Below are 23,442 nucleotides of genomic sequence, written 5' to 3'. Positions count from 1 at the left end.
AGTGGATTCCCCGCCAGCACCTTCTTTTAAATCACAGAATAATGGAAATGAAAGGAATGAGATGGATGATTGAGGAAACAAAGCAACAACGGCCTAAAGCTGTCATTGTGGCTGGACCGCCGGCTACAGGTAAAACAGAAGTCATGCTTCATGTGGTGAAAAATTTGCAACGAAAAGATCAAAAAGTGGCCGTCGTAAAGGTGGACTGTTTGGAGACGGAAGACGATGTGAAATATGCAGCCTTGGGAGTTCCGGTAGCCGTTGGCTTGAGCAACGACATATGTCCGGATCATTTTTATGCAGTGAATTATGAGGAAATGATTTCCTGGACAGAAGAAAATGAAGCGGAAATTTTAGTGATTGAAACCGCAGGGCTTTGTCATCGCTGTGCTCCAGGAATCGAAGGCGTCCTAACCTTTTGCGTGGTGGATTGTTTGTCCAGCATCAAAACACCTCAGAAGGCAGGTCCGGTGGTCACCACTTCCGATGTGGTGATTATGACCAAGGGAGATATGGTGTCTCAAGCCGAAAGAGAAGTATTTCGTGCCAAAATCCGAGAAATCAACGACAAAGCACTGATTGTAGAAGCCAATGGATTAACTGGTAGCGGATGTGAGGGGCTGGCTACTATTATTCATCAAGAAGACCCCCTGCAGGAAATCAGTGATTCGCGGCTGCGTCATCCTATGCCAACGGCAATCTGTTCCTATTGCATGGGAGAAAAACGCTTGGGCAATAAACACCAACATGGAGTGGTCTATAAAATGGATTTTAGCAAAAGAGGAGGGGGCATATATGCTTAGGGAGATTACTATTCTGGGAGGACGCAAGAAAAATGGAGAGCCAGAAGCCGTACAAGAAGTAACGGTTCAAGTGGGGCAGGTATATAGCATTGTGGGATTTACGGGATCAGGTAAAAGTCAGCTCATTAATGATATTGAACAAATAGCCCAGCGAGATTCTATTTCCAGACGTCAAATTTTGCTGGATGGCGAGCCTCCTCTGGATAATGCCCTCCATAGATATGAACAAAACTTGGTGGCACACCTTTCTCAAAATATGAATTTTATTTTGGATATGAAAGTAAAAGAGTTTTTAATTATGCATGCAGGGTGTCGAGGCTTTAGGGAACCGGGAAAAAAAGCAGAGGAAGTCATTGAATGCGCCAATACCTTTGCGGGAGAAGCCATAAAACCAGAAGAGAACTTGACACGCCTCAGCGGAGGGCAATCTCGATCCTTGATGATTGCCGATGTAGCCATTAATGGAGATTCTCCGGTGGTATTGATTGACGAAGTGGAAAATGCGGGCATTCATCGGCTCAAAGCCATGGAAACCCTGGCAGCACAACAAAAAATCGTGTTGGTGGTCACTCACGATCCACTGTTAGCCTTATTAGGAGAAAAAAGAATCATCATGGGCAACGGAGGGATGCAGGCGGTACTGGCATTAACACAACAGGAAGTAACAGTTCGTGGCAGACTGGAAAAAATGGCAGGTGTTCTGCAAGGTTTGCAAGACCAGTTGCGACAGGGAGAATCTGTATCCTTAGAATTTCAACCATAAAAGAAAGCATAGCGCCTAGGATAGATCACAAAAAGAAATTTTGGACGGGGAAAGAAAAAAAGGTTTAGGAAGAAAGGGGCATGAAAAAATGGAGAATCAAGGGATCGAAAGACACATCACATTATATTGGAATAACCCTAGCTGCCTGAAAAAAGCGGTGGAAGGAAAACTGGATGCAACGGCCTCCCGTTGGAAAGCACAAAAAAATGCCACCGTAGACTTTGATTATTATGGGTTGATTGAAGACATGTTAATGGAGGATCGATTAGAGGAAGATCTGCAGCAGGGACGAATGGGAGCCGATGTACTGGTGAGTACAGATATGCAATTGTTTCATCGGAAAGATCTGTTACTGGGAAATCTTCCTCTTTTTCAGCCCATAGAGGATTGGTTTCCGATTCGCAAGGAATTTGCAGAGATGGCTCATGCTCAAGGGTATTTTCAGCCTGGAGTAGTGGTGCCAGTCGTCATGATAAAAAACAAGGAAATGTTGGAGGAAACAACGGAAATCCGTGGATGGGAAGATTTGTTAGATCCATCACTGGCAGGGAAAATCGCCATTTCCAGCACAGATAAGCCTGCAGGGAAATCTATTTTAAAAGGATATTGGTATTTGTATGGAGAAGAAGGGCTACACACCGCCAAGGAGCATTTTAGTGTCGTAAGTAATCCGGCGGCTGTTTTTGATGCGGTGGATCGAGGCCAATACCCCTTAGGCATTGTGCCACTGCTGTTTGCTTCAGGTCCAGGAAAAAGCGGCCAGGTGGAAAAAATATGGCCAGAGGAAGGGCTCTTCGTGGTTATTTCTTATGTGGCCGTAAGGGCAGACGCTGGACCAGAAGTACGAGAAATCCTGTTAGAAAGCCTTTATTCCCAAGAAATACAGGATTTATATAGTCAAAGAGGGCTCATGATTCCAGTTCATCCTGAAGTGGAGCCAAAGCAAGAACTCATGGCATATAAAGGAAAACTACTCTATCCCAGTTGGGAATGGGTGGAGCAAAAGGATATGAGTCTATTAGAGGATTGAATGCGATGATCATCCACGCTGTCGCTTAGGGGAAAAAAGAGACGCTTCTTGCGTCCCTTTATTTTTCTCATCGGCAAAAAAAGTGGCACTTGACCCTTTATTTCATCGGGAAAACTTACATTTTCAATAGATAGCAAGGCTCCATTTATGTTGTTTGTTGAAATCGGGATAGGTCAAAATTGGCAATGATCAATCCTGCTAAGATGGTGATGCCACCGATCCACTGCATGGATGTCATTTGTTCACCTAGAACTAATTTTGCAGAGAGAAGCCCTGTGACAGGCACCAGCAGGGAAAAAGGAGCGATGCGGGAAGCTGGGTATCTTCCTAATAAATAACTCCAGCCTCCATAGCCCAATAGCGTGGCACCAAAGGCCAGGTAGAGAATCGAAAAAATGGAAATAGAGCTGAGTTGGGTCAGGGCACTTAAAATGGTAGCAGGGCTATCTATCCAAAAAGCGATGAGGAACAGAGGGATAGGTGGAATGAGACTAGCCCAGATGACCAACCCAAACATATCGATGGTTTCGCCTCTAGCAATGGCCTGGTTGGCAGCATATCTCAGGATAATATTGGATAGTGCCCAAAAGGATGCGGCTAGCAGTGTTAATAAAAGCCCAGATATAGGGATGCCGGCTATATGGTTGTGCTGACCACTATTTGCAATAAAGAGGAGCCCACAGGCTGCAATGATGAGCCCTAGATGTTGCCGGCGGTTCATGGGTTCCTGAAGGAAAAAGAAGGCCAGTAGCGGGGTGATAAAAGCCGAAGCTTGTAGCACGATGGAAGATAGTCCTGCCGGCATGCCAATTTCCATGGCATAAAATAAACTCCCAAATTGTCCCACTCCTACGCAAAGCCCATAAGCGACGCCATATCCCAAGGGAATGGTCGGTTTTTTTACGAAAAAAACCACTGGCAATAAACAGGTGTATCGCAAGGCGGCCAATAAGGTGGACGGGACTCCTTCCAGTCCTAGCTTTATGGCCGTAAAGTTAAATCCCCACAGGATTACCACCATGAATGCCAGTAGCTTATCTTTGTTTCTCATGCCATCGACTCCTTTGGTATGCGATCTATCTCTAGCATACGCAATTTTTTCCAAGGATACAATAGCATGCATGGGAAAATCATGTTCAAAAGAAGTTTTTACACCAATGCTGAAAGGGTTGTAACGATTGGTACCTAAGATAAAAAGTGTGAGAAGAATAAAGGAAACAAATGTTTTTCTTCTTGGTGAAAGGGTAAAAAAAGGCTACAGAAGGATGGAATGACAAGACAGAACATCCCTTTTTCAAGAATAGGTGGTGAGGAAATGAAAAAAATATTTCAACGGAGCATGGGTTTGCTGATCCTAGCCATCTTGGTATTAACTGCCTATAACTTTAATGTGGTGCGAAATGAAATGTTGGAAAATCGATACAATGCATTGATCAATGATTTAAGAACAGACTCGGCCACCTTTGGATTATGGATAAAAGAAAAAAAGAGTATTGTGAATACGGCTAAAGATATTTATGACAATTTTTCTTATGAAGAATTGGTAGCCTACAACACAGAAAACCCTTATTTGAATATCAATAATGAAGACCCGAGTATTTCTCAACTATATATTGGATTAGCCGATGGCCATTTTATTACAGGTGGCCAATGGATTCCGCCGGAGGATTACGATCCCAGAACCAGAACCTGGTATCTAGAAGCACAGGAAGCTGGCAAAACCATTGTTTCCAGTGTGTATGTAGATCGGGAAACGGGAGAAATGTTGGTGACCATCAGTTCCCCCTTATACCTTCGAGAAAGGTTTATTGGAGTGATATCAGCGGATGTGTTTTTAGAAAGCATTCGAGGGTTTCTAATGACAGAAATGGAAAAACGAAATAGTTATTCTATGTTGGTGGATGAAGATGGGACCATGGTGATTCATACCCATCGACCTAATCTAGAAGGGCAAAATATTTATACGGACTTAGGCTCTTCATTGTTTAAGGATTATTTTAATGAAGCGAAGCAAAGCCAGGATATTGTTCGAATGGCCTATGCCTATGAAGGGGAAGACATCCTTGGAATTGTTCAGAAGGCAGATGGGCGAAATTGGTATTTGGCTGTGGCCAGAGTCGACGATGTCACCCTATGGAACGCACAACTGGGGTATCCGTGGATTTTCTTTGTAAATGCCCTGATGCTCACCGTCATTGTTGTTTTAATGGGGATGATTCTTAAAGCAAGGTCGGAATTACATAGTATGAATACACTTTTAACGAAAGAAAATGAGAAAGACTTTTTAACAGGCATCTATAATAGACGCTACCTCAATCTATACTTAGAAAGTGTATGGCGGCAACAGCGAGTGGAGGCGTTAAGCCTATTGATATTAGACGTGGATTTTTTCAAGAATTACAACGACACCTACGGACATATCCAAGGTGATGAAGTCCTGAAAAACTTGACGAAATGCATCAATAACCTGGTAAGAAAAAAGGATGTTTTTGCTCGATTTGGGGGAGAAGAATTTGCTTTAGTGCTGGAAGATGTTGAAGGACCAGAGGTGGAAAAGATAGCGCAAAAGAGCATAGATGCCGTATATCATTTGGCCATGAAGCATGAGACATCTCCGTTTAAACGGGTCACTATTAGTATAGGAGTCGTTACGGTTGCTCCGGGAAAACAGATAAGCGTCAGAGAGGCCATTGAATATGCAGACAAGGCTTTGTATGAAGCCAAGGAATCGGGAAGAAATAAAGTAGTTTTTCATGAAGGAAAGGGGTAAGAAAGGATAGGAGACGGACGTTTCTCCTGTCCTTTCTGGCGTTTCTTCTAGCGGTTGAAAAGTGAAGCCTCCAATCATCAAAAAAAGAACAAAAAAAGAGGCAGTCGGAGAAAAAATCCATTATAAGCAATAGAAACAGAAAGAAAAGGGTAAATAGTAAAGCAACCTACATTATTTAGTGGGAAAGTCTGAGAGAAAAATTGCTTCTTGATAGAAAGCAGCAGGAGGTGAGCCAATGAAGAACTCAAAAGGAAGGTGGTTCTTGAGTATCTTGGGAATCGTGGGAGCAATAGGAATGGGAGCGTCCCTTCTCAAGGCTTCGGGGACGACTTTTCTGCTACTGATATTGCTTGTGGCAAGTCTAGCGCTTACCTTTCTGTTTATAAAACATCTGGAAAACAGGGAGTCTCTTCGACGTGAACGGGAAAAAGTGGAGGAAGAATTAAAACAAGCGAAGCTGGTGGTTGAAAACAGTCCAGCCATATTGATTCGTTGGAAAAATATGCCGAACTACCCTATTATGATGGTCTCCGCCAATATCGGCCAATTTGGATATTCTCAGGAAGAGTTGGTATCCGGTGAGTTTACCCATGCTGATTTGGTTCACCCGGAGGATTTGGATCGGATGAATGGTGAAATAGAAAGCTACACCTCCAATAATATTGACCGCTATCATCAACAGTATCGCATCATCAGCAAAAAAGGAGAAGTACGGTGGATTGACGACCTTACAACGGTGATTCGGGATAGGGATCGAAACATATTAGAATATCAGGGAATTTTATTAGATATAACGGACCGAAAAAAAGCTGAAGAAGCACTACGTGAAAGTGAAGCTCGTCTTAAATCGATTATTGCTGTGTCTAATACCGGAGCCTGGGAATACCATCATGACACAGGAAATTTGTGGTGTAGTGACGAATACTTCACCATGCTCGGAAGAGATCCGGACAAATACGATGCAAATGGTTCTGCCAATGTATCTGAAAGCTGGATTGATCTGCTTCATCCAGATGATCAGAAGGCAGCATCTGACCATTTTTTTGAATATCTGAAAGGTGGTTCCGCAGGCATGTACGAAAATCACTTTCGGATGAAGCATCGCAACGGAACATGGGTCTGGATTTGGTCCAGAGGCCAGACGGTTAAGCATGTGAACGGAAACTTGTCCCATATGACGATAGGCACCCATATCAATATTACCAAGATAAAAGAAATGGAGTTTTCCTTGTATAAGGAGAAGGAACAGTTTAAGACCACACTGATTTCTATCGGAGATGGCGTTATTTCCACGGATATCAGTGGCAATGTAAGAGTGATGAACAGGGTTTCTGAGCGACTTACCGGCTGGACACAGGAAGAGGCGTTGGATAAACCGATAGAAACCATTTTCTCTGTCTTGGATGAAGACACCCGGGAACCGATCCAAAACCCTGTAAGAGAAGTATTGGAAACAGGAAAGATTGTCGAACTTAGCAACCATCCCATATTGGTTTCAAAAGAAGGGATCGAAAGGCTGATCGAAGATAGTGCAGCTCCCATCAAAGACGAAAATGGTGATACGACCGGTGTTGTGCTAGTCTTTAGAGATTTTACGGAAAAGAAAAAGAGTCAGAACGAAATTGAATACCTAAGTTTTCATGATTATCTGACAGGTTTATATAACCGAAGATTTTTTGAGACAGAGATGAAAAGGCTCGATACAGAGAGAAATCTTCCCCTTACCATTATATTAGGTGACGTTAATGGATTGAAACTGATCAATGACTCCTTTGGACATGCCGTTGGAGATGAACTTATTGTAAAAGCAGCCAACACATTAAAGGAATCTATCCGAGGAGAAGATATTCTTGCACGAATCGGAGGCGACGAATATGCACTGTTACTGCCTAAAACCGATGGTGCAGAGGCGGATGAGTTAGTGAGACGGGTTAAAAGAAAACTCAAGAAAAAGCCATTAAAAGAAATCGAAGTATCCGTCTCTTTTGGTTGGGAGACAAAGTACCATACGACGGAATCCTTGACAAAAGTATTCAAAAAAGCCGAAGATAAAATGTATAAACAAAAGTTGTTTGAAGGCCCAAGCATGAGGGGGGACGCAATTCATAATATTCTTGCAACCATCAACGAAAAAAGGCCGGAAGAAAAAAATCATTCCGAAAAGGTCGCCAACTTATGCGTGGCGATGGGGAAAGCCCTGGGCATGGATGCTTACGATCTGGAGAAACTGAAAATGCTGGGTCTTTTCCATGATATTGGTAAAATTGCTATTTCAGATTCTCTTTTGAGTAAAAGAGAAGAGCTAACCGAAATGGAATACAATGAAATTTGTCGCCATGCTGAAATTGGGTACCGCATTTTAAGCACAGTAAATGATATGGCAGAAATAGCTGAATATGTACTGTATCACCATGAAAGATGGGATGGAAAAGGATATCCAAAGGGGCTCAAAGGCGAGGAAATTCCACTGCCATCCAGAATTTGTTTTATTGCCGATGCCTATGACATGATCACCAGTGACAGGAATCATCTGTCGGCAAAATCGGCAGAGTATGCGGCAGAAGAGCTACAAAAGAATGCAGGGATCCAATTTGACCCTAAATTGGTCACCGTTTTTTTAAGGCAAGTTTTGCCAGAAATGAAGTATTCTGTTGAAGAGATGCCTGCTGATAAAGCATTTTTTCAATAAAAGAAGAAACGATCTTAGAACTCAGGGCGGCCTGGTAGTAGGTTGGGCATAGTTTATTAAAGAAGTGGAAAGATAGAGTGAAAAAATTCAGTTTTTTTGAAAAATAAAGAAGGAGTTTTGCTAATCGTTGTCGAAATATAAAATTGTAAGCGGTTACATTTTGAAACAGCAATAAGGTGTCGGGATAAGAAGATGATCCTAATAATGACGCCTTTCATTTTAAGTCAAAATGTAACTAGTTACAACAAAAAAGGAGGATGACGATGGAAGCCACAGCAAAAAGCATGAAAAAAGACACAGAGCATTCATTATCAGCGGTGAAGGAAGAAAGCAAACAGGGTTTTTGGGCGGTCATTGTGGTGATGCTCGGATTTACTTTTTTTTCACCATCCATGACGGCAGGTGGTAATTTGGGGATTGGCCTGAACATGAGGGATTTCTTTTTGGCCATGCTACTGGGGAATGCCTTTCTTGGCCTCTATACTGGAGTATTGGCTCATGTAGGACAATCAACAGGACTGACCCTTGATTTACTTGCCAGGCATTCTTTTGGAACAAAGGGGTCTTACTTACCTTCTGTACTCATTAGCTTTACGCAAATTGGTTGGTTTGGAGTAGGGGTGGCGATGTTTGCGTTACCAGTTTCCATACTGCTTGGCATTAATACTACCTTGCTCATATTCATGACAGGCATATTAATGACAGCGACGGCCTATTTTGGAATTAAAGCGTTAGCGATTCTTGGTTCTATCGCTGTACCGTTGATTGCCTTATTAGGGATTTATTCCATGAATGTTGGAATCAATGAGGTTGCAGGCTTTGGAAATGTTTTTGCTGAAAATCCTGCTAACCCCCTTACGTTAACCGCAGCCTTGTCCATTGTTATTGGCAGTTTTATTAGCGGTGGTACGGCGACGCCAAATTTTACGCGATTTTCGAAAACACCCAATATAGCCGTATGGGCTACGGTGATTGCTTTTTTTATAGGGAATAGCATTATGTTTGTCTTTGGAGCTGTAGGCGGAGCCGTGACAGGAAACGCTGATATTTTTGATATCCTTATAGCCCAAGGACTGATGATTCCGGCCATTTTGGTGTTGGGGCTTAATATCTGGACCACCAATAATAATGCCTTGTATACAGCCGGACTGGGGCTTGCGAATATTACAAAAATTCAATCCAAACCAATGGTGCTTTTAGGGGGGACGGCTGGAACATTGGCAGCTATATGGTTATACAACAACTTTGTGGCTTACTTAAGTCTCCTAGGAGGAATGATACCGCCGGTAGGGGTAGTGATTATTCTTCACTATTTTATGAATAAAAAGCATTATCAAGAGGAAAGTAGTGAGTATGAAGAAGTAAATCCGGGTGCCATTGTGGCGGTTATTTTAGGATCGATGGTAGGCGTGTTTTTGAAATGGGGAATTTCACCGCTCAATGCGCTGGTAGTTTCTGCTGTTGCTTACACAGCCTACGAAATGATTATCAGGAAAAAGAATGTTTCATAAAAGGAACATGAGTAAATGAAAGAAAATCTAAGATGAAATAGGGAGGAAGGAAAAATGCTTATTAAAAACATATGCATTGAAAACGAAAAAGAAAAGAAAGATGTGCTGATTGAAGATGGAAAGTTCCTTGAAATCGGAAAAGAAATTTCTCCAAAGCCAGGAATCGAAGTGATTGATGGGGAAGGAAAACTGATGCTGCCACAATTTATTGATTCCCATGTGCATTTGGATTCGGCTTTAACAGCGGGAGATCCGAGATGGAACTTATCGGGCACTCTTTTTGAAGGAATCGCTTGCTGGTCTGAGAGAAAAGAGAAGCTTTCTAAAAAAGATGTGATGGACCGGGCGAGAAATGCGGTCCGAAAACAGGCGAAAAATGGTGTTGGGCATGTTCGGACCCATGTGGATGTTACGGACCCCAGGCTAATTGCGTTAGAAGGTCTTTTAGAATTAAAAGAAGAATTGAAAGAGGAAGTGAACATTCAGGTGGTTGCTTTTCCTCAGGAAGGGATTCAAAGTTTTCCCCAGGGAAAAGAACTGATGGAAAAATCTGTCAAAATGGGTGCCGACGTGGTGGGGGGGATTCCTCATTTTGAGTTTACTCGGGAATACGGAGTGGAAAGTGTGAATTTTCTGATGGAATTAGCCGAAAAATATGATAAATTAGTGGATGTGCACTGTGATGAAATCGATGATGAACAGTCCAGATTTATTGAAACATTAGCTACCAGAGCCTATGAATCGGGAATGATGGAACGTGTAACGGCAAGTCACACCACTTCGATGCATTCCTTTAACAATGCTTATGCTTCAAAGCTCTTTAGGATATTAGGCATGAGCAAGATTAATTTTGTTGCCAATCCCCTTGTGAATACTCATCTCCAGGGGCGATTTGACACTTATCCCAAAAGAAGAGGCGTTACACGGGTGAAAGAACTTCTGGAAGCACAGATCAATGTGTCCTTCGGGCATGATGATCTTTTTGATCCCTGGTATCCGCTGGGAGATGGAAATATGCTGGAGGTTATCCATATGGGACTTCATGTGTGCCAGATGATGGGGTATGAAGAAATTCTGAATGCTTATCAGTTGGTGACCTATAATGCGGCAAAGACCTTGCACTTAGGGAAAGACTATGGAATTGCCGAAGGGAATCCGGCCAGCTTTTTGATTTTGAACGGAGAAGATTTTTATCATGTATTAAATGAAAAAAAGGAAGTGCTTTATAATGTTACTAGAGGGAAAGTCATTGCAAAAGCAACACCTGCTGTCAAAAAAGCACTCTTTTAATAAGTAGTTGATCCAATGAACGAAAAAGCCTGACATGATTATGGTGAGGCTTTTTCTATCGGATCATTATCGCTGCTGAGATTCCTGTAGATTCGATGACGAGCATCACTAAAAATCCTGTTGATCCCTTAGGTAGGGAGAAAGCGCTAGAAATGGTATAATAGCCATAACTAGAATGAAAAAAAGGAGAGAAACGATGGCGAACATAAAGGAGGTTGCAAAAAAAGCAGGCGTATCAGTGGCGACCATCTCCAGAGTGCTTAATCATCCGGAAACCGTGGCTCCAGCAAGAAAAGCCCATGTGGAAAAGATTATGAAGGAGATGAACTATAAGCCTAATGCGTTTGCCAGAGGATTAAACTTAAATCGCTCCCGAACCATTGGTCTCTTAATACCTGGGCTAACGAATCCTTTATACCCGGAAATTGCCGAGGGGGTTGAAAAAGTAGCTCGGGAAAAAGGATATTCTGTGTTTCTATGCAATACAGAAGGAAGCTTAGAAAAAGAAACAGAACATGTAAGTCTTTTAATGGAAAAAAGGGTGGACGGATTAATTTTGGTAGCTTCAGAATTATCTGATAAAAAACTTCTGAAAATGAAGCAAGATAAGATTCAAATGGTGCACCTAGGCAGAAACCGAAGTGGTCTTGGGATACCAACGGTATATACGGATTATAAGATGGGAGGCTATATCGCAACGAAGCATCTGCTAGATATTGGATACCGACGAATTGCAATGATCCAGGGCAAAAAGGATCACCCGGTAGATGATGAAAAGATTGAAGGGTATAAAAATGCCCTTAAAGAATATGGTGTGACTCCTAACCTAGATTTAATTCTTATTGGTGGAGAAGATATTACAGGGGGGTCTATTGCCACTAATAAGTTATTAAGCAAAGAGGAAATGCCTCAGGCTATTTTTGCAGGGAATGATCTGATGGCCATTGGAGCAATGGAAGCCCTTAAACGAAAAGGAATTTCTATTCCCCATAAAGTAGCGGTGATGGGTTTTGATGATATTAAACCCACCGCTTATGTAGAACCAAAACTTACTACCGTTTCTCAGCCAGTGCATAAAATGGGATTAATGGCGGCTAGATTATTGTTTGAGAATCTTCAGGACGGAAGGAAAACAGAAGAAGCTCAGCCGGAAATTTATTTGCAACCAAAGTTGAAAATACGAAGATCCTGTGGTCAGGACGATCGTTTACAAGAAATATTCAATTAGGAGGGACGTTATGGACCTTAGAACGAAATTTATTGGTTTGAACTTAAACAACCCCTTAATCGTATCTGCAGGCCCTTTAACCGGTACTGGTGAAGGAATGGTAAAGGCTATGGAACAAGGAGCAGGTGCGGTTGTTACAAAAACCATCGTAAACGAGATTCGCCCTAATGTGAAGCCCAGGGTAATGTATAAAGAAAAAGGTCTGTACAATATTGAATTATACAGCGACTATTCTTTGGAAAAATGGGAGCAGGAAATTACTTATGCTAAGGATCGGGGAGCTGTGGTGATAGGAAGCATTTTAGGGCATTCAGCCTCTGAAATAACCTACATTGGTAAAAAAGTTGAATCCTACGGAGTGGATGCAATTGAAATGAGCCTTTTTTCACCTCATGGAGAAGGCATTGACGGGATTGTTGATTCTCCTGAAGGACTTTATGTGTTTACTAAAGCATTAACAGAAAGCGTGAATATTCCAGTGATAGTAAAACTTTCTGCCAATGTGTTAAATATCGGAAAACTGGCCAGAGAGGCTAAGCGGGGTGGTGCAGCGGCGTTAAGTGGCATCGATACGGTGAGGGCTATCCCCGGAGTAGATCTTTATACAAGAAAAGCCTTGCTGCCTACCTATGGTGGATATTCTGGGGAAGGAATACGTCCTATCGCTTTTGCGGCTTTGGCTTCGATGGTACAGGCAACTAATCTGCCTGTTTCTGGGGTCGGAGGCGTGAGTAAGGGAGAACATGTTTTGGAGTTTTCCATGCTTGGTGCCGTCACGGTTCAGTTGTGCAGTTCATTGATGATTCATGGGTACAGCCACCTGAAAACCATTCTGAAGGAACTGGAAGACCTTATGAAAAACCTGAATATTGAGAGCTTGGATGAAGTTCGGGGAAAGGCACTAGAATCCTTGTTGTCCTTTGAAGAGATTCCGAAAGAACCATTAGTAGCTTTTATAAAGGAAAAGGAAGACTGCAATCATTGTATGGGCCATTGCAAATCGGCTTGTTTGAACAGAGCTATCATACATAACGACCTTTCTTATACGGTGAATACAGAAAAATGTGCAGGTTGCGGACTGTGTGCTAGTGTCTGTCCGGAACATCGAATTTCCTTAAATTATGGGTAACATCACTTTCTACACACACAGGGGAAGGCAAGAACACAAAGGGACGGTTCGGAACAGAACAGTAAGGACGGGTTGAGTTACCTCAGGCTGAGTTGTCCCCGTCCCCACTGACATTCTGAACCGGCAATTTGAAGGCAATCATGTCATTTGACAGATGGAGCTCTTTGCGAAGCGAAAAAATCCGGAAGGAATAAGGTAGTGCTGGATGATCGACTTCGTTAAAGATAAGAAATAGCTTGTTTTCATAATCTTCCTATGATAGGATGAATAGATAAATAAATTATAAATCCTTAAGGTGCCTCTTAAAAGGAGGAGAATAGGAAAGACCGGTTATAGTCCGGCGCGGACCCGCCACTGTAAGCGAAGACGAATCCCTAAGATGCCACTGAAGAAATTTGGGAAGGCTGGGAGGAGGAAGAAACGCAAGCCAGGAGACCTGCCTTAAATGAAAACATGCGTAAAGCGACAAGGGGAAAGTAGGTAAAGAGAACTAAGATGGGAAGTCTCTTAATAATTAAGGGGCTTTTTTTAATGCCCTAAAAAAGGAGAATGAAAATGAAGAAAAAATGGCTGTCTCTGTTACTAATGATGGGAATCCTGCTTTTTATAGGGTGCGGAAAAGGAGAAGTTCAAACGGACTCCAAAGAAACAATAACGGATTATCAACCGGTGACGATCCAAAATTTTAATAGAACCTTAAGCATTACCGAAGTGCCAGAGCGAATTGTCAGTATGAATGTTCATACAACCGAAATATTATTTACCTTAGGCTTGGGAGACCGTATTGTAGGAACGGCTTTTAACAACGCTGAAATCCTGCCGGAATTCAAGGATGATTTTGACCGTATCCCTGTGTTAGCCGAAAGATATCCCTCTATGGAAGTTTTGTTAGGCGCTGAGCCGGACTTTGTATATGGGCGTGACAGTGCCTTTGGTGCAAATGGAACAGCTTCTGTGAACGAAATGGAAACCTATGGAATTCATGCCTATGCGGTAAAAGGAACCTTGGTAAATGGAGCAACCATGGATGATGTCTATGAAGACTTTCTGAACTTGGGCAGGATTTTTGATGTGGAAGAAAAAGCAATTGCTATTGTCAGTGAAATGCAACAGGAGATGAAAACGATTCAGCAACAATTGGGAGAAATAGAAGAACCGGTGAAAGTTCTTGTTTTTGATATGGGTGGAGACGCGGTATTTACGGCGGGACAATCCCTGCAAACAACCCTGATTGAAATGGCTGGTGGTAAAAATATTTTTGATGACATTGCCAATAACTGGGGAAGTGTTAATTGGGAAGAAGTCGTAGACCGCAATCCAGAAGTTATTGTGATCAATGACTATGGAGATGAAACGGCAGAAGAGAAAATCGATGAACTGCTTACTAACCCCTTTATGCAGGAGGTGGATGCTGTGAAAAACCAACGTTTTGTCATCCTGCCACTTCCCAGTGTTTTTGAGGGTCCGCGCAATGTAGATGCCCTTCGGATATTAGCTGAAGGGTTCTATCCAGAACAGTTTTAAAGGGAGCTGTCTAGATGAAAAAATCGATTTCGATGCCAAAATTATCGATATTGTTTTTGGTCTTATTGGTGGGTTCCGTTACCTTGGCTGTAGCTATTGGACCCGTCTCTATTGGGTTTCGAACCGTGTGGGAAATTGCCTTTAGTCAGTTCGCGGTGTTGGAACCATTGCTGGAAGAAGACTGGACAACAGCGCAAAAACACATTGTATGGGATATTCGGTTTCCGAGAGTTCTTCTGGCAGCCATCGTTGGTGCCGGACTGTCGCTGTCAGGAGTTACTATGCAGGCGCTTCTGAGAAATTCGTTGGCAGATCCCTATATTTTAGGCGTGTCTTCCGGAGCCTCCGTTGGCGCAACCTTAGTGATTGTATTAGGATTCTTCCGGTTTTTCGGACAAATGGCGATTTCTTTTGCTGCCTTTGCAGGAGCTCTTGCGGCGGTTCTGTTTATTTTTATGCTGGCGCAAGTAAAAGGAAAAGTATTGCCTGTTCGGCTTATCTTGTCTGGAATAGCTCTTTCGGCCATGTTAAATGCACTAACGAATATTATTATTATGACAGCACCAAGAGAAGAAGGAATCCGCAATGCGCTCTTTTGGATGATGGGAAGTTTAGGTGGTACTAAATGGTCTCATTTATGGATTCCTTTGATAGCCGTTATCGGTACCTTTCTTTTTCTTTTTTACCAATCCAGAATGCTTAATATTTTGTTAATGGGGGAAGAAACAGCTATCACTCTTGGAGTGAATACCCATCAACTTAGCAAAATGCTATTAGTGGTGACGGCCCTGACAACAGGAATTATGGTGGCAATTAGTGGTGCTATAGGGTTTGTAGGGTTAATGGTGCCTCATGTAACCCGTTTCTTAGTGGGAGCGGATCATAAAAAAGTACTTCCTTTATCGGCATTGTTAGGTGCTGTGTTTCTTATATGGGCAGATGTGCTGGCTAGAACCTTGTTTGCGCCGGAAGAAATGCCTATAGGCACCATTACGGCCTTATTTGGAGGGCCATTTTTTATCTGGCTGCTTAGAAAGAATGACTACTCCTTTGGAGGTGGCTCTAAATGATGGTTTCTGTAAAAGACCTGTCACTATCAATCGATGGATCGCCAATTATTGAAGACATTAGTTTTGCAGTAGAAAACAAAGAAATTATCGGGATCGTTGGTCCAAACGGGAGCGGAAAATCCACCTTATTAAAAACCATTTATAAAACACTGCGTCCAGATAAAGGAACTATTTTGATGGATCATCAGGATATCAGTACCTTGTCAGAAAAAGAAACCGCAAAGAAGATGGCGGTATTAAAACAGGAATCTACCATTGATTTTGATTTTACGGTTCGAGAAATGGTGGCAATGGGAAGAGCTCCGCATAAAAAAACCTTCGAAAACTATTCTCGGGCGGATTACATGATTGTCGATGAAATGATTGAAAAAGTGGGGATGAAAGCATTTTCCAACAGAAGCTTTACGACCTTGTCCGGTGGAGAAAAACAACGGGTCTTGTTTGCCAGAAGTTTAACGCAAAAGCCAGAGTTGTTAATTCTTGATGAACCGACAAATCATCTAGATATTAAATACCAAATAGAAGTCATGGAAATTATTTCAGAACTGGATATTAGTATTTTATCCGCCATTCATGACTTAAACATTGCTTCTAGCTATTGTGATAAAATCATTCTTTTGCATCAAGGAACCATTAAAAGCTTTGGAAGTCCGGAGCAGGTACTGCAGGAACATGTCATTAGGGATATTTTTCAGGTAGAAAACAAAGTAAGCAACAATCCCTTTACGGGAAGTATTCATATTTACTTTCTCGGTCTTGGATCTAAATCCAAAAGAAAAACCCCCGCTGCTTTTGCAGAAGGGGCTTTGCTTTAACTCCAGCCGATCAAGGTTGCAAATCCAATAGATAATACAGCGATTCCAGTCCATATACCGAAAATAGGCATAACAAATTTTAACCATTTTTCGTAAGGGATTTTAGCAACTCCTATGGCGCCCATTAAAACGCCGGATGTAGGGATGATAATATTTGAAATCCCGTCACCATATTGAAAAGCTGATACAGCTACTTGTCGAGATACTCCCACAACATCAGCCATGGGTGAAAGAAGGGGCATGACCACATAAGCCTGGCCAGAACCGGATGGTACGAAAAAGTTGAACAGAAGATTGGCTAAAAACATGCCTATCGATGAAAAAATAGGCCCTACGGCTCCTAGAGGAATAGACATTCCGTGGATAATCGTATGAATAATTCGTCCATCCGTTAACAAAATAGTGATGGAAGAGGCAAACCCGATGACCAGAGCACCAAACACCATGGATTGAGCTCCTTTGATAAAAGATTTTGCCATTTCGTCTGGATGTATTTTTGCTACAACACCTGTAATTAAAGCGACACCGAGCATAATACCACTGAGGTAATCTAGTCCCCATCCAAGGCTGGTTGAGCCATAAGCATATCCTGCAAAGCCAATAGCTAAAGTTGTTAGAATAATAGCATGAGAGAAGTTGAAATGAATGTCTTCAGCGGTTTGGCTGACTTCGAAATCTACTTGGCCCAGGATGCTTTTTTCTGGGTTTACCCGTATTTTTTTAGCATAATGCATGACGTAAATAACGGTAGCGATGAATACGACCACCATCACAGTCGTTCTATAGCCGAAACCAGAGAAAATAGGTACTCCAGCAATTTCTTGTGCGATAGCTGTGTTGAAAGGTCCCATAGGAGTCATGGCGAAGCCGGAGTAAGCTCCCAGGTACATAATGGCCATACCGACGAGAGGGTCTAGTTTAAGCCGTTTTGCTAATACTACGCCTATTGGAATAAAGGCAATAACCGCATTGATGACAATGCCTAACATGCCCAAGATAGCCATGATAAGCATAATGAAAGGGATCACCATCAACTCTTTTCCCTGAAGTTTTTCAATAGCAGCACGGATTCCTGCATCTAAGGCTCCGGTATCATTAATTACCTGAAAAAAGCCACCCACCAGAAACACTAGAAAAATAACATTAGCGCCATTTACCATTCCTTGGTGAATAGAAGTAAGGAATGTAAAAAGTCCAACTGGATTTTTCTCAACGAATGCAAAACTATCGGGATCGATTAAGGTAATCCCCAGCGTTTCGTCTTCTGTCATGGTGTATTCGCCTGCGGGAATAATATAAGTAGACAAGGCGGCAAAGATGACAAAAATCATAATTAATGTATAGGTATGAGGCACCTGAAATTTCTTGTGAGTTTTTTCTTTGGCGGTCATTACAGACACTCCTTTTTGGTATGAAATATGAAATATAATGGCATTTGATTTTGCTTGATTACATTAGTTTTTTTCTTGTCATATTAAATAATAAGTTGACGCCATTGATCAAAGCATCCTGATGAAAGTTCATTTCTGGATGATGTAACCCTGGTGAGAGATCAGCGCCAAGACCGATATAGGCCGTTTTGACCCCTAAGCGTTGCGTATAAAAATGAAAATCTTCTGCTCCTGGTGTGCTGATTGCTTCTAAAGATTCTCCTAATTCTTCCATGATAGCATTTTTAGCCAAAGCGACCATATGGGCGTCATATTCAGCGGCTGGAGAACCATTAATACTGGTAATTTCTCCGACACCTCCTAAATGCTTTCCGCTATGCTCAACAGCTAGCTTCACTTTTTCAAGAATCGATTCCATTACTTCATTAGTTTGTGCCCTGATATCCATTGTTAAAGTTGCTTTATCGGGAATGGTATTAAAGGTATCACCTCCAGCGTTCAAACGAGTTACTTTAATAGAATGAGATACGTCTGGGTCTGCTTTGATGCAATTGATAGCATTTGTCAGCATAACACTGGCGTCAACCGCGTTGATCCCTAAGTGTGGTCTGGCACCATGAGCGTTCAAGCCTTTTACTTGAACATCCACTCTTTTGCTTGAACCATGGTACAGTGCAGGTGTTGCCTGGCCAAGGCGGCATTCCTGGATAGGTCTGAGATGAATGCCTACCAGTTCCTCCAATTCGTCTAATTGGCCACTGTCGATCATTTGGTTAGCTCCCAACTTTTCTTCAGCCTGTTGAAAAACCAAATAGAGTTTCCCTTGTTTAATGCCCTGTTCGCTGACTTTTTTTGCAGTTGCCAACACTATAGCGGAATGTGCGTCATGACCACAGGCATGAAAAACATACTTTATTTTGTTTTTTTCGAAGGCTAAGGCATCCATATCCGCTCTTAATCCAAAGACAGGGCCAGCTTTTCCACTGTCAAGAATACCTATGACACCTGTGCCTCCAACATTTTCAAGTACTTGGTAATTCATTTTTTTTAGCTCTTCGGCGATGAAGCGAGAGGTTTTATGCTCTTCAAAGCCTACTTCTGGAGTAGAGTGAATTTGTTGGTACACCTTTTTTGCGTAAGCGTCTATTGATACTGTCATTTCCTGTTGCTCCTTTCTAATGGAAGGTTGTCTTTTTTTATACTGAAACTCCTTCGCTTGGTAAGGCGAAGGAGTGGACTGCTTTCGTCATATATAGGTTATAGATAGAAAGCGAAGGGTTTTTGTATTGAATTCGGTGATTATGAAGCAAACTAAGACTTATTGGAATCTAATTTTGCTACCGTATAACCGGTGAAAGATAAAGCAAATACAACGATCGGCGTCGTGTAATTAAATACCGCCCATTTTGCGTAATCTAAGGTGGCTACGCCCAACACACTATAGATAAACACCCCGCAGGTATTCCATGGAATTAAGGCAGAAGTTAAAGTTCCTGAAGATTCTAGGGCGTTAGACAAGGTTTTGGGATGGAGTCCTTTTTCTTTGTAGGCAGGAGCATACATTCTTCCCGGAACCACAATAGCAATGTACTGCTCTGGCATGGTAGCGTTACTACCAATGCAAGTTGCGATGGTAAGACCGATTAAACCGGGGATGCTTTTTACCCTGCGAAGCAAGGCTTCGACAATGACCTCTAACTGTTTTGTCTGTTCCATAATTCCGCCAAACATCATGGCAATTAAGGTTAGGGAGATGGAATAAAGCATACTGGTTAAGCCGCCAGAAGATAACAGATCATCGATGGTTGTTAAACCAGTTTCGCTAACGAATCCACCATAGCTGGCGGCTAGAATATCGCCAAAGTCAGCCCCTTGAAAAATAGGAGCAAAAATAACGCCAACTAAAATACCGATCGTAATACCGGGGATTGCTGGAACTTTTTTGGCGATAGATCCAATGACTAAAACAGGTGGTAATAAAAGAAGGGGAGAAATAGTAAAATGAGCCTGCAGCCCTTCTCGTATCTCTTCAATAGCACCTAATTCGGCACCGGTAGTGCTAAACTGAAAACCTAAGTATAAAAAGACTAAAAGAGCAATTCCGTATGAAATAACCGTATTACCCAACATAAACTTAATATGGGTAAAAACGTCAGTACCAGCCATGGCAGGTGCCAGATTGGTGGTGTCGGAAAAAGGCGACATCTTATCTCCGAAGTAAGCACCGGAAATGATGGCACCGGCCGCAATTGGTGCTGGAATGCCAAGACCTTGAGCAATGCCCATTAAGGCAAGTCCGATAGTCCCCATGGTTCCCCAGGAAGTTCCGGTGGCTAAAGAGGTAACGGAGCAGATTAAGGCGGTGGCTACCAGGAATATGGTAGGGGTTAGTATGCCCAGCCCGTAGTAAATCATGGTGGGAACCACGCCGGCCAAGAGCCAAACGCCGATTAACACACCGATAATTGCTAAAATAATCATTGCTTGTAACGCTTGATAAATTCCATCATACATACTTTTTTCAATCTCTTCCCAGGAAAAGCCGATTTTTAGTGCCATCAACGCTGCAAAACCAACTCCCATCAGCATAGGAATATGTGGATCAGCGCCATAAACGCCAATACTAATTCCCATAACGATGATTAAAAATAGAAAGGATAGTAGTGCTTCGCCAATAGATGGTCTTGTGTCAGACATGAATAAAATACCTCCTAAGTGTTATTTTATACTATTCTAGTTGTCATTTAATAATATCGCAAGTTTTATGCCAATATGACAATTTTCAATATTTTGGAATAAAGAGTTAAGAAAAATTTCTTTTAATGAAATCGAAGAAGGGCTAAAAATAAGGATAGAGAGTGAATAATTATAAAATTGCGAACAATTGAAGAATATAGCATTTGAAAAGAGTGAATTATGCGAATTTGGCAATTAAACGTACAACGGGAGTGGATTTAGCAAATAATGTTCGAAAATAGGACAAAAACGGCAGCAAAATAATTGGCTATGCAAAATAATTGGCTAGGATTCTTTTCTTATTAATGGTCACCTTGTTAAAAGAAGGAAAAAAGGGTACTCTTTTATACAGTGAGACAATATGATAAAGTAGCACAAAAGAGAGGTGGGAAGAGTGCTTTGCAAAGAAATGAATATGTAAATCAACTTTATAAAAAGAATGAACAAGGTGAATTTATTATAGAAGTATACATTGAAAAACTTTTAAGTGCTTTTAACGAGTGGGACAGTTCTTATCTGGAAATTCGAGAACTAAACGCCAATCTGATCTATTTTATTGAGAGGTGTTCCAAAGATATTCCTGTCCGTCAGAAGATAGAGTTGTGGTTTATGGTGGCAGAGGAAAACGAAGAGCAGGAAAAAGTGTTAAAAGAAGCTTTGCGGGCGAATTTTAAGTATCAACGCTACTTAGCAAAACAAAAAAAGAAGCTGCTTTACGGAAAAAGTGCTAAATATTTTGTGGTAGCGCTTTTATTTTTGCTAACGGCATTTTCTCTGAAAGCCAACGCTTCATTAAATTTGGCCGGCGACTTAGCCGTAGAAGGTCTCTATATCGGCGGGTGGGTTTTTTTATGGCAGTCAATTTCCATGTTTTCTTTTGAATCCTTAGAAGTAATAGAGAGAATAAAGATTTTTGAGAGATTATTAAATTCGAATATCCAAATCCACTATCGTTCTTAATTTGATAGGAGCAACGGTGGAAAATACTTTTTTCCTCCTGTTCCTAAAGATACCAGCCCCTCCCTTTGTGAGGGGCTGGGTAAAAAGAATGGATCGTCAGGGGCGGGGGGTTACATAACACTAGCACCACCGCCTGAATCAATCGTACCATCAAAATAATAAGGAACATCACCTAAGGTCAACTCATATTCAGTGTGAACAGAGTAAGGCATTCGTTGGAAATCAGAAAGTTCATCTGGTGCCTCGTAAATATCTAGCGCTACCTGAAGAAAATCACCTTTTGAAGCTAAAAAACCCTTTTCCACTCGTACTCCGACGTGTTTAACCAGTCCCTTTTGTTCCTTTCCATCCTTACCAAGAGTAGGGGTGTAAAGATTATCTGAATTTTGAATTTGAGTTGAAAAACCCGTCTCATAATGGTCTGGATTGCGCATAGGTGAATTGAAAACGTAACGTCGTGTATCTCCAATTCTAAACTGATCAGAATACCAACGGTCAAGTCCGTTTATTACTCCACCGGCATATTGTCCGTAAGGGAAGAGACCTACCCAATCACTGGCTTGACCTGTAAACCAAGGATGAAGATGTCTAGTAACATTACCATCAGTACTTGCTCGTGCAATCAGCGGCGGTAAAAACCGATAATGAGCACTTTTTGCCTGCTGTTCTGCCATTTTGCTTAGGAAAAGAGTAAAAAACGGCGTATTTCCAGTGTCAGGTTCGTGGACAGCTTCCAAAAACATGTCTTCCAATTGTTTAACATATTCCTTCGGGCAAGGACCGCTGTTATCCGGATGAGGTATATCTTCAGGAAAACGGTATTCAAGACTCTGTACCATTTCTGCATTTGCGATGGGATAGCCGCTTCTATAAGCAGAACGCGAAGATGGTTCGCTAATGCTAATAGGTCCTTCTAATGGATTGTTCACATAATAAATTCTACCAATTTCTAATGTAGTTGTATGAGAGGGTCCATATCCTGGCTCTCTAAACTCCTGAAGCTCGGTAAAACGAATACCGGCGTTTCCTGGCCTGAATCCTGTGAACGATCCTGATTCTTGAACAATGATTGAATAATAATCACCAGTTACTGAATGTAGTCCTTTTCCAAGAACCTTACTACCTTTACCCGGTGTTGAGAAAAAATCTTTATGAATATGGATGGTTTCTGTAATGCTACGGGGATAAACCACCTTCGCCGAGGCCGTCCCATCGCGCCAAAAATAAAGACCATCATTAGCGGCAGCATTTCGGAAAGCGCGAAACTGATCAAGGTTTTGGAAATCATCTAAGGATTTAATGGTAGTACTAGTAGACTGACTACCAGGAGAACCATCCGAAAAACTCATTAGGCCTAGGGGTTCAGCAGCGGCCAGTAGGGCTGAAGCCTTCTCAGAAAACCCATGCACTACCTCTCCCTCACTGTTCACATGAGTAGAAGTGCCTTGAACCGTTAAAGTAACACTTTCTGGATGATTTCCAGCTCTTTCCAGATCAAAGAGTTTCCAATAATAATCTTCTTGATAATCCGTATTCCCCTCCGGGTCAAAGTCTGAATCGTGGTCTCGTCGATAGTTCTTGTAAGCACGAACATAGCCATCATAATTAACAACACTTCGTTGATGCAACTGTTGGTACTGATCTTCCGTTAAAGCACTTACTAAGAAATAGTCGGTTTCGGTTTCCGTATCAGTAAGAGGGATCGACAGCGTAATGTCCTCACTGGCTTCCCA

The 23,442-nt window shown here is 41.9% G+C and carries 18 protein-coding genes and 1 riboswitch; of the genes, 13 read left to right on the top strand and 5 right to left on the bottom strand.

Annotated elements, in window-relative coordinates; all coding sequences use genetic code 11:
* The first annotated feature begins 65 nt into the window (after positions 1-65).
* From BLV55_RS13795 to BLV55_RS13785, 3 genes are all read left to right on the top strand, one after another.
* Positions 66-803, top strand: coding sequence for a GTP-binding protein (locus tag BLV55_RS13795; protein WP_093315458.1), 738 nt, complete (start codon positions 66-68; stop codon positions 801-803).
* A complete protein-coding gene (locus BLV55_RS13790; protein ID WP_093315456.1) occupies positions 796-1,566 on the top strand; it encodes an ATP-binding cassette domain-containing protein in 771 nt (256 codons plus the stop codon). Before BLV55_RS13795 ends, BLV55_RS13790 begins: the two co-directional genes overlap by 8 nt.
* An 88-nt stretch (positions 1,567-1,654) precedes the next feature.
* On the top strand, positions 1,655-2,596 hold the full coding sequence (locus BLV55_RS13785; RefSeq protein WP_143033225.1) for an ABC transporter substrate-binding protein: 942 nt from the start codon (positions 1,655-1,657) through the stop codon (positions 2,594-2,596).
* A 145-nt stretch (positions 2,597-2,741) separates the two neighbouring features.
* On the opposite strand, the gene BLV55_RS13780 is transcribed toward BLV55_RS13785, so the two are convergent.
* Positions 2,742-3,647: an EamA family transporter gene (locus BLV55_RS13780; RefSeq protein WP_093315452.1), complete on the bottom strand. Its 906-nt coding sequence runs from the start codon at positions 3,645-3,647 to the stop codon at positions 2,742-2,744.
* A gap of 264 nt (positions 3,648-3,911) precedes the next feature.
* Here BLV55_RS13780 and BLV55_RS13775 point away from each other — a divergent pair, with 264 nt between their 5' ends.
* The 9 genes from BLV55_RS13775 (at position 3,912) to BLV55_RS13735 (ending at position 16,622) form a co-directional block, all read left to right on the top strand.
* Positions 3,912-5,366 carry a GGDEF domain-containing protein gene (locus tag BLV55_RS13775; protein WP_176968428.1) on the top strand — a complete coding sequence of 485 codons (1,455 nt, stop codon included), beginning with the start codon at positions 3,912-3,914 and terminating at the stop codon, positions 5,364-5,366.
* Positions 5,367-5,601: 235 nt separating this feature from the next.
* Complete coding sequence (locus tag BLV55_RS13770) at positions 5,602-8,055, top strand: PAS domain-containing protein (protein WP_093315448.1); 2,454 nt, start codon at positions 5,602-5,604, stop codon at positions 8,053-8,055.
* A gap of 263 nt (positions 8,056-8,318) precedes the next feature.
* On the top strand, positions 8,319-9,566 hold the full coding sequence (gene codB / locus BLV55_RS13765; protein WP_093315446.1) for a cytosine permease: 1,248 nt from the start codon (positions 8,319-8,321) through the stop codon (positions 9,564-9,566).
* Positions 9,567-9,620: 54 nt separating this feature from the next.
* The gene (gene codA, locus BLV55_RS13760) at positions 9,621-10,856 is read left to right on the top strand and encodes a cytosine deaminase (RefSeq protein ID WP_093315445.1); all 1,236 of its coding nucleotides are present in this window, start codon (positions 9,621-9,623) and stop codon (positions 10,854-10,856) included.
* A gap of 196 nt (positions 10,857-11,052) precedes the next feature.
* The gene (locus BLV55_RS13755) at positions 11,053-12,084 is read left to right on the top strand and encodes a LacI family DNA-binding transcriptional regulator (RefSeq protein WP_176968427.1); all 1,032 of its coding nucleotides are present in this window, start codon (positions 11,053-11,055) and stop codon (positions 12,082-12,084) included.
* A gap of 10 nt (positions 12,085-12,094) precedes the next feature.
* The gene (locus tag BLV55_RS13750) at positions 12,095-13,213 is read left to right on the top strand and encodes a 4Fe-4S binding protein (protein ID WP_093315481.1); all 1,119 of its coding nucleotides are present in this window, start codon (positions 12,095-12,097) and stop codon (positions 13,211-13,213) included.
* Positions 13,214-13,489: 276 nt separating this feature from the next.
* Positions 13,490-13,671, top strand: a riboswitch (cobalamin riboswitch).
* A gap of 97 nt (positions 13,672-13,768) precedes the next feature.
* Complete coding sequence (locus BLV55_RS13745; protein ID WP_207646092.1) at positions 13,769-14,737, top strand: ABC transporter substrate-binding protein; 969 nt, start codon at positions 13,769-13,771, stop codon at positions 14,735-14,737.
* 14 nt (positions 14,738-14,751) lie between these two features.
* Positions 14,752-15,807 (top strand): FecCD family ABC transporter permease, encoded by a 1,056-nt coding sequence (locus tag BLV55_RS13740; RefSeq protein ID WP_207646091.1) that lies wholly within the window; start codon positions 14,752-14,754, stop codon positions 15,805-15,807.
* Entirely contained in the window at positions 15,804-16,622 is an 819-nt protein-coding gene (locus BLV55_RS13735; protein ID WP_093315439.1) for an ABC transporter ATP-binding protein, read from the top strand. The genes BLV55_RS13740 and BLV55_RS13735 overlap by 4 nt, the downstream gene beginning before the upstream one ends.
* On the opposite strand, the gene BLV55_RS13730 is transcribed toward BLV55_RS13735, so the two are convergent.
* The 3 genes from BLV55_RS13730 to nhaC form a co-directional block, all read right to left on the bottom strand.
* Entirely contained in the window at positions 16,619-18,013 is a 1,395-nt protein-coding gene (locus BLV55_RS13730; RefSeq protein WP_093315438.1) for a YfcC family protein, read from the bottom strand. The two genes, BLV55_RS13735 and BLV55_RS13730, sit on opposite strands and share 4 nt — an antisense overlap.
* Before the next feature lie 58 nt (positions 18,014-18,071).
* Positions 18,072-19,172, bottom strand: a complete 1,101-nt coding sequence (locus BLV55_RS13725) for an amidohydrolase (RefSeq protein WP_093315436.1) — start codon at positions 19,170-19,172, stop codon at positions 18,072-18,074.
* Positions 19,173-19,324: 152 nt separating this feature from the next.
* A complete protein-coding gene (nhaC, locus tag BLV55_RS13720) occupies positions 19,325-20,710 on the bottom strand; it encodes a Na+/H+ antiporter NhaC (protein WP_093315435.1) in 1,386 nt (461 codons plus the stop codon).
* A 438-nt stretch (positions 20,711-21,148) separates the two neighbouring features.
* On the opposite strand from nhaC, the gene BLV55_RS13715 reads away from it, so the two are divergent.
* A complete protein-coding gene (locus BLV55_RS13715) occupies positions 21,149-21,709 on the top strand; it encodes a hypothetical protein (protein WP_093315433.1) in 561 nt (186 codons plus the stop codon).
* A 110-nt stretch (positions 21,710-21,819) separates the two neighbouring features.
* On the opposite strand, the gene BLV55_RS14670 is transcribed toward BLV55_RS13715, so the two are convergent.
* Positions 21,820-23,442: hypothetical protein (locus tag BLV55_RS14670; RefSeq protein ID WP_176968426.1), on the bottom strand; the 1,623-nt coding region annotated here is incomplete at its 5' end.

Origin of the sequence: Tindallia californiensis (genome assembly GCF_900107405.1) — a bacterium.
Lineage (GTDB): Bacteria > Bacillota > Clostridia > Peptostreptococcales > Tindalliaceae > Tindallia > Tindallia californiensis.
This window is presented reverse-complemented; position numbering and strand designations above follow the sequence as displayed.